At 55.4% G+C, this 12,166-nt stretch carries 14 protein-coding genes and 1 other RNA gene; 8 read left to right on the top strand and 7 right to left on the bottom strand.

Annotation, left to right across the window (positions count from 1 at the left end):
- Window positions 1-8: 8 nt before the first annotated feature.
- From trmD to ffh, 4 genes are all read right to left on the bottom strand, one after another.
- Window positions 9-776 carry a tRNA (guanosine(37)-N1)-methyltransferase TrmD gene (gene trmD, locus ACLH1I_RS14360; protein WP_002914147.1) on the bottom strand — a complete coding sequence of 256 codons (768 nt, stop codon included), beginning with the start codon at window positions 774-776 and terminating at the stop codon, window positions 9-11.
- Between the two features lie 31 nt (window positions 777-807).
- Window positions 808-1,356: a ribosome maturation factor RimM gene (gene rimM / locus ACLH1I_RS14355; RefSeq protein WP_004150977.1), complete on the bottom strand. Its 549-nt coding sequence runs from the start codon at window positions 1,354-1,356 to the stop codon at window positions 808-810.
- An 18-nt stretch (window positions 1,357-1,374) separates the two neighbouring features.
- On the bottom strand, window positions 1,375-1,623 hold the full coding sequence (gene rpsP, locus ACLH1I_RS14350; RefSeq protein ID WP_002914149.1) for a 30S ribosomal protein S16: 249 nt from the start codon (window positions 1,621-1,623) through the stop codon (window positions 1,375-1,377).
- A gap of 306 nt (window positions 1,624-1,929) precedes the next feature.
- On the bottom strand, window positions 1,930-3,294 hold the full coding sequence (ffh, locus tag ACLH1I_RS14345) for a signal recognition particle protein (protein ID WP_002914152.1): 1,365 nt from the start codon (window positions 3,292-3,294) through the stop codon (window positions 1,930-1,932).
- A 163-nt stretch (window positions 3,295-3,457) separates the two neighbouring features.
- Here ffh and ACLH1I_RS14340 point away from each other — a divergent pair, with 163 nt between their 5' ends.
- Window positions 3,458-4,249: an inner membrane protein YpjD gene (locus tag ACLH1I_RS14340; protein WP_151629089.1), complete on the top strand. Its 792-nt coding sequence runs from the start codon at window positions 3,458-3,460 to the stop codon at window positions 4,247-4,249.
- A 19-nt stretch (window positions 4,250-4,268) separates the two neighbouring features.
- Complete coding sequence (locus ACLH1I_RS14335; protein WP_023318900.1) at window positions 4,269-5,555, top strand: HlyC/CorC family transporter; 1,287 nt, start codon at window positions 4,269-4,271, stop codon at window positions 5,553-5,555.
- Window positions 5,556-5,674: 119 nt separating this feature from the next.
- Here ACLH1I_RS14335 and grpE read toward each other — a convergent pair whose 3' ends face one another.
- Window positions 5,675-6,265 (bottom strand): nucleotide exchange factor GrpE, encoded by a 591-nt coding sequence (gene grpE, locus ACLH1I_RS14330; protein WP_004174800.1) that lies wholly within the window; start codon window positions 6,263-6,265, stop codon window positions 5,675-5,677.
- A gap of 124 nt (window positions 6,266-6,389) precedes the next feature.
- On the opposite strand from grpE, the gene nadK reads away from it, so the two are divergent.
- From nadK to bamE, 3 genes are all read left to right on the top strand, one after another.
- Entirely contained in the window at window positions 6,390-7,268 is an 879-nt protein-coding gene (nadK, locus tag ACLH1I_RS14325; protein WP_002914158.1) for an NAD(+) kinase, read from the top strand.
- Between the two features lie 86 nt (window positions 7,269-7,354).
- The gene (gene recN, locus ACLH1I_RS14320) at window positions 7,355-9,016 is read left to right on the top strand and encodes a DNA repair protein RecN (protein WP_004206849.1); all 1,662 of its coding nucleotides are present in this window, start codon (window positions 7,355-7,357) and stop codon (window positions 9,014-9,016) included.
- A 147-nt stretch (window positions 9,017-9,163) separates the two neighbouring features.
- Entirely contained in the window at window positions 9,164-9,505 is a 342-nt protein-coding gene (gene bamE, locus ACLH1I_RS14315) for an outer membrane protein assembly factor BamE (RefSeq protein ID WP_002914160.1), read from the top strand.
- Window positions 9,506-9,571: 66 nt separating this feature from the next.
- Here bamE and ACLH1I_RS14310 read toward each other — a convergent pair whose 3' ends face one another.
- Both ACLH1I_RS14310 and ACLH1I_RS14305 read right to left on the bottom strand, forming a co-directional pair.
- The gene (locus ACLH1I_RS14310) at window positions 9,572-9,862 is read right to left on the bottom strand and encodes an RnfH family protein (RefSeq protein WP_004145682.1); all 291 of its coding nucleotides are present in this window, start codon (window positions 9,860-9,862) and stop codon (window positions 9,572-9,574) included.
- On the bottom strand, window positions 9,852-10,289 hold the full coding sequence (locus ACLH1I_RS14305; protein ID WP_004174798.1) for a type II toxin-antitoxin system RatA family toxin: 438 nt from the start codon (window positions 10,287-10,289) through the stop codon (window positions 9,852-9,854). Before ACLH1I_RS14305 ends, ACLH1I_RS14310 begins: the two co-directional genes overlap by 11 nt.
- Window positions 10,290-10,438: 149 nt before the next feature.
- Here ACLH1I_RS14305 and smpB point away from each other — a divergent pair, with 149 nt between their 5' ends.
- The 3 genes from smpB to ACLH1I_RS14290 all read left to right on the top strand — a co-directional run bounded on the left by smpB (window position 10,439) and on the right by ACLH1I_RS14290 (window position 11,947).
- Entirely contained in the window at window positions 10,439-10,921 is a 483-nt protein-coding gene (smpB, locus tag ACLH1I_RS14300; protein ID WP_002914164.1) for an SsrA-binding protein SmpB, read from the top strand.
- A 144-nt stretch (window positions 10,922-11,065) separates the two neighbouring features.
- Window positions 11,066-11,428, top strand: a transfer-messenger RNA (tmRNA) gene (gene ssrA / locus ACLH1I_RS14295).
- 270 nt (window positions 11,429-11,698) lie between these two features.
- Window positions 11,699-11,947 carry a DinI-like family protein gene (locus tag ACLH1I_RS14290; RefSeq protein ID WP_032430315.1) on the top strand — a complete coding sequence of 83 codons (249 nt, stop codon included), beginning with the start codon at window positions 11,699-11,701 and terminating at the stop codon, window positions 11,945-11,947.
- The last annotated feature ends 219 nt before the right edge of the window (window positions 11,948-12,166 follow it).

The following is a 12,166-nucleotide window of genomic DNA, read 5'->3' as shown; positions in this document are numbered from 1 at the left end:
TTGGGGGCTCACGCCTGCCCATCATGTTTATGCTGCTGTTGCGCGTGTTCAGTTTTGAACTCCGCCAGCAGCTTTGCTTGCTCTTCAGTCAGAGCCAGGTTTTCCAGAAGTTCAGGTCTTCTAAGCCAGGTGCGGCCCAGCGACTGCTTCAGACGCCAGCGACGTATCTCAGCATGGTTTCCCGACAGCAATACTGGCGGTACTTCCATCTCTTCTAACACTTCAGGACGGGTATAGTGGGGGCAATCCAGCAACCCATCAGCAAAGGAATCTTCCGTTGCCGATGCTTCATGGCCCAGTACTCCCGGAATGAACCGGGAAACGGAGTCAATCAGCGTCATTGCCGGTAACTCACCACCGCTGAGAACGTAATCGCCGATTGACCATTCTTCGTCAATTTCGGTTTGGATTACGCGCTCGTCTATCCCTTCGTAACGACCGCACACCAGAATCAGTTTCTGATTCGTTGCCAGTTCGCTGACGCCCGCTTGATCAAGCTTGCGTCCCTGAGGTGACAGATAAATCACCTTCGCGCCTTCACCTGCCGCGGCTTTTGCTGCATGAATGGCATCCCGTAAGGGTTGCACCATCATTAGCATCCCCGGTCCGCCGCCGTAAGGACGATCGTCCACGGTACGGTGCCGGTCATGCGTGAAGTCGCGAGGACTCCAGCTTTCGATGCTCAGCAGGCCATTTTTTACTGCCCGGCCAGTTACCCCGTAATCGGTAATTGCGCGGAACATTTCAGGAAACAGGCTAATTATGCCAATCCACATAGCGCCGTCTTTTACCGTTTATCCGGAGAATTTAAAAACCAGGATCCCAATCTACTTCGATAGTACGCGTAGTGAGATCGACTTTCTTGATAACCTGCCCATCGAGGAACGGAACCAACCGCTCCTTGATACCAAATGCATCTTTCAGGTTTGCCTTGATGACGAGCACGTCATTAGACCCGGTTTCCATCATATCGATGACTTTACCGAGGCTATAGCCTTCCGTCGTCACTACCTGGCAGCCCATCAGGTCTTTCCAGTAGTAGTCACCCTCTTCCAGCTCCGGCAACTGCGATGAATCCACGATAATTTCGCAATTAGTCAGTAGATTCGCGGCATCACGATCGTCAACGCCTTTCAGCTTGATGATGATGTCCTGATTGTGGTGGCGCCAGCTTTCCAGCTCAACAACCTGCCACTGACCCGCCTTCTGGATTAACCAGGGCTGATAGTCAAAAATGCTTTCGGCGTCTTCGGTGGAGGAAAACACTCTGAGCCAACCACGGATACCGTAGGAAGAACCCATTTTCCCCAATACGATCGGATCAACAGGTGCTTGTGCGGTGTGTTGCTTGCTCATCATGACCACCGTGACAGATTAAGCTGCTTTGTTAGCGGCTTTGATCAGCGCGGCAACGCGATCGGAAACAGTAGCGCCCTGGCCAACCCAGTGAGCGATACGATCCAGATCCAGGCGAGTTTCTTCTTCCGCACCGTTAGCGATCGGGTTGAAGAAACCAACGCGCTCGATGAAGCGACCGTTGCGTGCATTACGGCTGTCGGTGACAACAACCTGGTAGAACGGACGCTTTTTAGCGCCGTGACGTGCTAAACGAATAGTTACCATAACATCCTCTTGTGTGAATAAAACAACCGGGCCCCATCGAGGAACGGAGCCCGGTGTCATATTAAAAGCCCGAAAATTTTACTGATTTCTGTGCAAAAATCAATTCAAAACTACATACGCTAAATAATTCGAGTTGCAGGACAAAACGCGAAAGCGTTTTGAACAGCGCTTGCGCTGGCCCCGAAGGGGTGAGGCCGAATGGCCGAATCACGCGGCAAGTGAGTAAATCCCCGGGAGCGTACACAAGTACGTGACCGGGGTGAACGAACGCAGCCAACGCATCTGCGGCTTGAATTATGACGCGTATTAACGGCCCGGGAAACCTGGAGGCATCATCCCTTTCATCCCGCGCATCATCTTCATCATGCCGCCTTTCGACTTCATCTTCTTCATCATGCGCTGCATGTCGTCGAACTGCTTGAGCAGACGGTTCACATCCTGCACCTGCATCCCGCAGCCGGCGGCGATACGGCGCTTACGTGAACCTTTGATGATTTCCGGCTTAGCGCGCTCTTTCAGGGTCATCGAGTTGATGATCGCTTCCATACGCACCAGCACTTTGTCGTCCATCTGCGCTTTGACGTTGTCCGGGATCTGGCCCATACCCGGCAGCTTGCCCATCAGGCTGGCCATGCCGCCCATGTTTTTCATCTGGCGCAGCTGCTCCAGGAAGTCGGTGAGGTCGAAGCCGTCGCCTTTCTTCAGCTTGGAGGCCAGCTTCTCGGCCTGCGCGCGGTCGACTTTACTCTCGATATCTTCGATCAGTGACAGCACGTCGCCCATGCCGAGGATGCGGGAGGCGACGCGGTCCGGATGGAACGGTTCCAACGCTTCGGTTTTCTCGCCGACGCCGAGGAATTTAATCGGCTTACCGGTAATATGGCGAATCGACAGCGCCGCGCCGCCGCGGGCGTCACCGTCCACTTTGGTCAGCACCACGCCGGTCAGCGGCAGCGCTTCGTTAAAGGCTTTAGCGGTATTCGCCGCATCCTGGCCGGTCATCGCATCGACGACGAACAGGGTTTCAACCGGATTAATGGCGGCGTGGACGTGCTTAATTTCGTCCATCATCGCTTCGTCAACGTGCAGACGACCGGCGGTATCCACCAGCAGCACGTCGTAGAATTTGAGCTTCGCTTCTTTCAGCGCCGCGTTGACGATATCAACCGGCTTCTGCCCGACGTCGGACGGGAAGAAGTCGACGCCGACCTGCTCGGCCAGGGTCTCCAGCTGTTTGATCGCCGCCGGGCGGTAAACGTCCGCGGAGACCACCAGCACTTTCTTCTTGTGCTTCTCGCGCAGGAATTTCCCCAGCTTACCGACGCTGGTGGTTTTACCAGCCCCCTGCAGGCCCGCCATCAGCACCACCGCCGGCGGCTGCGCCGCCAGGTCGAGGGTCTGGTTCTCTTCGCCCATCGCCGCCACCAGCTCGTTGCGGACGATTTTGACGAACTCCTGACCCGGGGTCAGGCTTTTATTGACTTCATGGCCGACCGCGCTCTCTTTGACGCGGCTAATGAAGTCCCGTACCACCGGAAGCGCAACGTCCGCTTCCAGCAGCGCCATGCGCACTTCGCGCAGGGTGTCTTTAATATTGTCTTCTGTAAGGCGTCCGCGGCCGCTAATGTTGCGCAGCGTACGCGACAAACGATCGGTTAAATTATCAAACATTGTCTCTCGCCTGAGGTGGAAACGGTTGGTCGCCGCAGCGACACACAAAACGAATGTGGCGGAGTATAACACGACATCAATCTGAATGTGCTGCAACGGTTGGAGCAGAGGCCTGCTGACGTTATACTGCTTCTCTTTCTTATTTAGCCAACAGCCGACACCTATGCCTGTTTTTGCTCTACTCGCCCTTGTCGCCTACTCCGTCAGCCTCGCGCTGATTATCCCCGGCTTGCTGCAAAAAAACAGCAACTGGCGGCGAATGGCGATTTTATCTGCGACTATCGCGTTGATCTGCCATGCTTTTGCGCTGGAAGCACGGATATTCCCCGGCGGCGAGAGCGGGCAAAACCTCAGCTTACTGAACGTCGGGTCGCTGGTGAGCCTGATGATCTGTACGGTGATGACTATCGTGGCCTCGCGCAATCGCGGCTGGCTGCTGCTGCCTATCGTCTATGCCTTCGCGCTGATCAACCTGGCCTTCGCCACCTTCGTGCCTAACGAATATATCACCCACCTGGAAACCACTCCGGGGATGCTGGTGCATATCGGCCTGTCGCTCTTCTCGTACGCCACGCTGATCATTGCCGCGCTGTATGCGCTACAGCTGGCGTGGATCGACTACCAGTTAAAGAACAAAAAGCTGGCCTTCAGCAGCGAAATGCCGCCGCTGATGAGCATTGAGCGCAAAATGTTCCACATCACTCAGGTCGGCGTAGTGCTGCTGACTCTGACGCTGTGCAGCGGCCTGTTCTATATGCACAATCTGTTCAGCAGCGAAAACATTGATAAAGCGGTGCTGTCGATTATTGCGTGGTTCGTCTATATCGTCCTGCTGTGGGGCCACTATCATGAAGGGTGGCGCGGACGTCGCGTGGTCTGGTTCAGCGTCGCTGGCGCCGGTCTGCTGACGCTGGCCTATTTTGGTAGCCGCGTGCTGCAACAGTTCGTGAGCTAAGTCTTTTAAGGAATCCTACGTGGAACATATCTCCACCACCACGCTGATCATAACGCTGATCGTCATGGTGATTATCTCTGCCTATTTCTCCGGCTCCGAAACCGGCATGATGACGCTGAACCGCTACCGGCTGCGTCATATGGCGAAACAAGGCAACCGCCCCGCCAAGCGCGTGGAGAAGCTGCTGCGCAAGCCGGACCGCCTGATTAGCCTCGTGCTCATCGGTAATAACCTTGTCAACATTCTCGCCTCGGCGCTGGGCACCATCGTCGGCATGCGCCTGTACGGCGATGCCGGCGTCGCGATCGCCACTGGCGTACTCACCTTTGTGGTGCTGGTATTTGCCGAAGTCCTGCCGAAAACCATCGCCGCCCTCTACCCGGAAAAAGTTGCCTACCCCAGCAGCTTCCTGTTGGCGCCCCTGCAGGTGCTGATGATGCCGCTGGTGTGGCTGCTGAATACCATCACCCGCATACTGATGCGCATGATGGGCATCCGCACCGATACCGTCATCAGCAGCGCCCTGAGCAAAGATGAACTGCGCACGATTGTGAATGAATCCCGTTCACAAATCTCACGACGCAATCAGGACATGCTGCTGTCGGTGCTGGACCTGGAGAAGGTCAGCGTTAACGACATCATGGTGCCGCGCAATGAGATTGTCGGCATCGACATCAATGACGACTGGAAATCTATCGTCCGCCAGCTGACCCACTCCCCACACGGCCGCATTGTGCTCTACCGCGATTCGCTGGACGATGCCATCAGCATGCTGCGCGTCCGCGAAGCCTACCGACTGATGACGGAGAAGAAAGAGTTCACAAAAGAGATCATGCTGCGGGCGGCAGATGAGATCTACTTTGTTCCTGAAGGGACGCCGCTCAGCACCCAGTTGGTGAAATTTCAGCGCAATAAAAAGAAAGTCGGTCTGGTGGTCGATGAATACGGAGATATTCAGGGGCTGGTCACCGTCGAAGATATTCTTGAAGAGATTGTCGGCGACTTCACCACCTCCATGTCACCCACCCTGGCGGAGGAAGTGACCCCGCTCAACGACGGCACCGTGATAATCGACGGCAGCGCCAACGTTCGCGAAATCAACAAAGCGTTCAACTGGCACCTGCCGGAAGATGAAGCGCGCACCATCAACGGTATCATCCTTGAAGCGCTGGAAGAGATCCCGGTCCCGGGCACCCGTGTGCGCATTGAGCAGTATGATATTGATATTCTCGACGTGCAGGACAACATGATCAAACAGGTGAAAGTGATGCCGGTGAAATCATTACGCGAGAGCGTCGCGGAGTAGCGCGAGCGAAGGAAGTAATATCACGGTGGGCTGCGGCCCGCCGTTTTTTTATCTCGCGCCGGGAGCGATGACACAAAAAACGGCCGCCCGCAGGCAGCCGTTGAGCAAGGCAGCAAGCGTTATTTCGCTTTCGCTACCGTCACCATCGCGGCGCGAATAGTACGGCCGTTCAGGGTATAACCTTTCTGCATCACGGCCAGCACGTTGCCCGCCGCCACATCTTCAGACTCGACCATCGCAATGGCCTGGTGGACGTTCGGATCCAGCGGAACGTTGGTGTCGGCGATCACTTCCACGCCGAACTTACGCACTACGTCCAGCATAGATTTCAGGGTCAGTTCGATCCCTTCCACCATCGGCGCCAGCTCCGGGTTAGCCTTGTCAGCCACTTCCAGCGCGCGGTCCAGGCTGTCGATTACCGGCAGCAGTTCATTGACGAATTTTTCCAGCGCGAATTTGTGCGCTTTCTCGATATCCTGCTCGGTACGACGACGCAGGTTATCTTCGTCGGCTTTGGCACGCAGCATCACTTCACGTTCACGTTTCTGCGCTTCAGCCAGCTGGGCTTCCAGATTCGCAATTTTTTCATCGCGCGGATCCACCTGCTCAGCCGAAACTTCAGGCTCTACCGCCTCAACGTCGTCGTGCTGCTCCGTGATAATTTCTTCCGGGGCTTGCCCCTCAGGCGTTTTCTGTTCTTTACTACTCATGAATTTCTCCGCGTTTTTTTCGCATTCATCTCGCTAACTTCGCTTATTATGGGGATCAGTTTCCGGGTTTCAAGGGAAGCGGACAGATTGTCACTATTTCATTTAACGCAAGGACATCCAGATCATGAAGAACCATTTCAAGTGTATCGGCATTGTGGGACATCCTCGTCACCCCACCGCCCTGACCACACATGAAATGCTCTGGCGCTGGCTGTGCAGCAAAGGGTATGAAGTGCTGGTTGAACAGCAGATCGCCCATGAACTTCAGCTCAGCAACGTGAAAACCGGCACGCTGGCGGAGATTGGCCAACAGGCCGATCTCGCGGTGGTGGTGGGCGGCGACGGCAATATGCTCGGCGCGGCGCGGACCCTGGCCCGTTACGACATTAACGTCATCGGCATTAACCGCGGCAACCTCGGCTTTCTCACCGACCTTGACCCGGACAACGCCCTGCAGCAGCTCGCCGACGTGCTGGAAGGCCACTACATCGCCGAGAAACGCTTTCTGCTGGAGGCCCAGGTGTGCCAGCAGGATTGCCAGAAACGCATCAGCACCGCCATCAACGAAGTGGTGCTGCACCCCGGCAAAGTGGCGCATATGATTGAGTTCGAAGTCTATATCGATGAAGTCTTCGCCTTCTCCCAGCGCTCCGATGGCCTGATAATATCCACCCCGACCGGCTCCACAGCCTATTCGCTGTCGGCCGGCGGCCCGATCCTCACCCCGTCGCTGGACGCCATCACCCTGGTGCCGATGTTCCCGCACACCCTCTCGGCGCGACCGCTGGTGATCAACGGCGACAGCACCATCCGCCTGCGCTTCTCTCACCGCTGCAGCGATCTGGAGATCAGCTGCGACAGTCAGATTGCCCTGCCGATCCAGGATGGCGAAGATGTCCTCATCCGCCGCTGCGATTACCACCTCAATCTGATTCATCCCAAAGACTACAGCTATTTCAATACATTAAGCACCAAGCTCGGCTGGTCGAAAAAATTGTTCTGATTTACATCGCTGCCTCTTTACTGGATAAAAAACCAGTCTATACTGTACGAAAACACAGTATTGGTTTTTCATACAGGAAGGCAGCTATGTTGGCGCAACTCACCATCAGTAATTTTGCTATCGTTCGTGAACTGGAAATTGATTTCCACAGCGGTATGACCGCCATCACCGGGGAAACCGGCGCCGGGAAATCCATTGCCATCGACGCGCTGGGGCTGTGCCTCGGCGGCAGAGCGGAAGCCGACATGGTGCGTCGCGGCGCTACCCGTGCCGACCTGTGCGCGCGCTTCGCGCTGAAAGATACCCCGGCCGCCCAGCGCTGGCTGGAAGAGAACCAGCTGGAAAGCGGGCGTGAGTGTTTACTTCGCCGGGTGATCAGCGCCGACGGCCGCTCGCGCGGCTTCATCAACGGCACCGCCGTCCCGCTCTCGCAGCTGCGCGAGCTGGGCCAGCTGCTGATCCAGATCCATGGCCAGCATGCGCACCAGCTGTTGACCAAACCCGAACACCAGAAAACGCTGCTCGACGGCTATACCGGTGAGTATGCGCTCACTCAGCGTATGGCCGAGCACTATCGCCAGTGGCACCAGAGCTGCCGCGAGCTGGCCCAGCATCAGCAGCAGAGCCAGGAGCGTGCCGCCCGCGCCGATCTGCTGCAGTACCAGCTTAAAGAACTGAACGAATTTAACCCGCTGGCGGGAGAGTTTGAGCAGATTGACGAAGAGTACAAGCGCCTGGCCAACAGCGGCCAGCTGCTCAGCACCTGCCAGCACGCCCTTACGGTACTGGCGGACGGCGAAGAGGCCAATCTGCAGAGCCAGCTTTATACCGCGAAGCAGCTGGTCAGCGAGCTGGTGGGCATGGACAGCAAGCTTTCCGGCGTCCTGGATATGCTGGAAGAGGCGGCCATTCAGCTCAGCGAGGCCAGCGACGAGTTGCGCCACTACCATGACCGTCTGGATCTCGATCCGAACCGTCTGTTTGAACTTGAGCAACGGATTTCCCGACAAATCGCGCTGGCGCGTAAACATCAGGTGATGCCGGAAGAGCTGCCGGCGGTTTATCAGGCGATGCTGGAAGAGCAGCGCCTGCTGGACGACAGCGCCGGCTCGCTGGAATCCCTCAGCCAGCAGGTGGTCGAACATCATCAGCTGGCGCTGGAGACCGCGCGCCAGCTGCATGCCCTGCGCCAGGCCAGCGCCGACGAGCTGACCCAGCTTATCACCGAAAGTATGCACTCACTTTCGATGCCGCACGGGGTCTTCGCGATTGAGGTCGCGTTCGATGAACGCCATCTCACCGCCGACGGCGCCGACCATATTGAGTTCCGCGTCACCACTAACCCCGGTCAGCCGCTGCAGCCAATCGCCAAAGTGGCCTCCGGCGGCGAACTGTCGCGCATTGCGCTGGCGATTCAGGTGATCACCGCGCGTAAAATGGAAACCCCAGCGCTGATTTTCGACGAAGTGGACGTCGGTATCAGCGGCCCGACCGCCGCCGTGGTCGGCAAGCTGCTGCGCCAGCTGGGCGAGTCCACGCAGGTGATGTGCGTGACCCACCTGCCGCAGGTCGCAGGCTGCGGCCACCATCATTTCTTTGTCTGCAAAGAGACCGATGGCGAGATGACCGAAACCCATATGCAGCCGCTGGATAAACGGGCTCGCTTGCAGGAGCTGGCCCGTCTGCTGGGCGGCAGCGAAGTCACGCGCAACACCCTGGCGAACGCGAAAGAGTTGCTTGCGGCGTAAACTTTTTGATTTTCACAGGGTCATAGTGAACAGCAAATTGCCTGCTGACCTGCAGCCGGAGGTTTCCAACGGCGCGAAGGTCTATTATTATCGGCATATTACAGATGAGCCACGTACTGCTCGGGCCCAAAAAGGAATCAAATCACTATGCGCTGTAAAACGCTGACTGCTGCCGCAGCGGTTCTTCTTATGTTGACCGCAGGCTGTTCCACTCTGGAACGAGTGGTTTACCGTCCTGACATCAACCAGGGTAACTATCTGGCACCAAACGATGTAGCAAAAATTCGTGTCGGTATGACGCAACAGCAGGTAGCTTATGCTCTGGGGACGCCAATGATGACGGATCCGTTCGGCACCAATACCTGGTTCTATGTCTTCCGTCAGGAGCCGGGCCACCAGAAAGTGACTCAGCAGACCCTGACCCTGACCTTCAACAGCGGCGGTGTGTTGACTAACATTGATAACAAGCCTGCGCTGACCAGTCAGTAAGGCCCGGAAAAGCAAAAAGCGCTCGGTGAGCGCTTTTTTTATGGCTGATAGCCGGTCTGCTGCAGGTTACTTTGCGGCGCTTTTCTCTGCCCGCTGGCGACGCAGCTCTTTCGGGTCTGCGATCAGCGGTCGATAGATTTCCACCCGGTCGCCGTCGTGAACTTCGTCATGCAGCTTTACCGGACGACTGTAGATACCCAGCTTGTTTTTCGCCAGATCAATGTCATCACGCAGCGCCAGCAGACCGCTGGCGATAATCGCCTGCTCGACCGTCGCCCCCTCGTCCAGGGTGACCCGCTGCAGATACTGCTTTTCAGGCAGCGCGTAGGCGACTTCAACACGAATATTAGCCGGCACTGTAAACCTCTTTGGCGCGCGAAGTGAACGCCTGCACCATGTTAGCGGCCAGCTCTTTGAAGATCCGGCCAAAAGCCATCTCAATCAGTTTATTGGTAAACTCGAAATCGAGATGGAATTCTATTTTGCAGGCCTCGGGGCTCAGCGGAATAAACTTCCAGCCGCCAATCAGCTTCTTGAACGGGCCATCCACCAGGCTCATCAAAATGCTCTGGTTGCTGGTCAGTGTATTCCGGGTCGTGAAGGTCTTACTGATGCCGGCTTTGGACACATCAACCGCCGCCGTCATTTGCGTCGGCCCCAATTCCAGCACGCGGCTACCGGTGCAGCCTGGCAGAAAATCAGGATAGGACTTCACATCGTTTACCAGTTGATACATCTGTTCCGCGCTGAAAGGCACCAGCGCAGTACGGCTAATCTGAGGCATAGCAGGTTCCACATTTAAACACAGTGCAAATAATATCATTTATCTGCTGCTAAAAAAAACGCTGTGCCGCAACTCGTGCTAAGATGCGCAGTACACCTCGCAGGATGCGATCGAGGTAACTGTGTATAAGACGATGACTTCAGGACATTATGACTAAGAAAAAAGCCCACAAACCTGGATCAGCCACCATTGCGCTGAATAAACGCGCCCGTCACGAATACTTTATCGAAGATGAATACGAGGCTGGTCTCGCCCTGCAGGGCTGGGAAGTCAAATCCCTGCGTGCAGGCAAAGCCAACATCGGCGATAGCTATGTCATCCTGAAGGATGGCGAAGCCTTCCTGTTCGGCGCCAACTTTACGCCCATGGCCGTGGCTTCCACCCACTATGTCTGCGACCCGACGCGCACCCGTAAGCTGCTGCTCAACCAGCGCGAACTCGACACGCTGTACGGCCGTATTAACCGCGAAGGTTATACCGTTGTCGCCCTGTCGCTGTACTGGAAGAACGCCTGGTGCAAAGTGAAAATCGGCGTCGCCAAAGGTAAGAAACAGCACGACAAGCGTACCGACCTGAAGGATCGTGAATGGGCGCTGGATAAGGCGCGTATTATGAAGCACGCCGGACGTTAATTTCCCCTCCCCGAGGGCCAGCTCTCGCTGGCCCTTACGCTATATCCTTGTTGATGCTGATTTTTCGTCCACCCTGCTGAAATAATCCTGCGTGATGGGGCTGGTAACGACATTCACAAATCTGTTATACTTGACCTACACATTGGGGCTGATTCTGGATTCGACGGGATTTGCGAAACCCAAGGTGCATGCCGAGGGGCGGTTGGCCTCGTAAAAAGCCGCAAAAAATAGTCGCAAACGACGAAAACTACGCTTTAGCAGCTTAATAACCTGCTCTGAGCCCTCTCTCCCTAGCTTCCGCTCTTAAGACGGGGATCAAAGAGAGGTCAAACCCAAAAGAGATCGCGTGGATGCCCTGCCTGGGGTTGAAGCGTTAAATCTAATCAGGCTAGTTTGTTAGTGGCGTGTCTGTCCGCAGCTGGCAAGCGAATGTAAAGACTGACTAAGCATGTAGTGCCGAGGATGTAGGAATTTCGGACGCGGGTTCAACTCCCGCCAGCTCCACCACTTTAGACAGGACTGCAACCGGACAGTAATAGCTAAAACAGTTACTTACTGACACTGACCAGACAGGAAGCAGACCAAATAAAGACAAAAAAATGCACGCAATATACACGTGCACTTCAAAAAAACCCCAGATTTCGCCGTCTGGGGTTTTTCTATATGTAAATAATCGTAACAAAAATACACACCTAAAAAGCATAGACACCAGACATACACTGGATATACTTACAGCAATACAACTGTATATCCAGCCAGTAAATCGAGGTGTTGATCATGCGTGTAGAAATCAGCATTGCCAAAGAGAAAGCCGGGAAAATGCCAAAGGGTTCACTGGAGGCTCTCAAGGAAGAAATGACCCGACGGATAAGCAAACAGTACGATGAAGTTGAAGTGATCGTGAAGACGGCCAGCAATGACGGCCTGAGCGTGCTGCGGGCAACAGATAAGGAAATTGCGAAGGAATTTGTCGAAGAAACCCTCAAAGACGCCTGGGAAACGGCAGACGACTGGTTTGTGTGTTGAGTTATGGGTATAGTGCGTGCCGACTGTTCGGCATGAACACCTGCAGTTAACCTACTCGGCAGGTCTTGTATAAGGCTGTCGGGTGGGTTTTTACATCAAATCCTCACCCAGCTTCATGCAGTATGCTATCCGGGAAATATTTATAAATCGTCTTCCCCCTCCTTTCACATCGACCACCGACCCCATGATTTAACTGCTCAGACCAGAAATATCTGGAAG

The sequence above is a fragment of the Klebsiella sp. 1SOBk10mer genome, from assembly GCF_046602535.1.
In the GTDB taxonomy this organism is placed as follows: Bacteria; Pseudomonadota; Gammaproteobacteria; order Enterobacterales; family Enterobacteriaceae; genus Klebsiella; species Klebsiella quasipneumoniae.
This window is presented reverse-complemented; position numbering and strand designations above follow the sequence as displayed.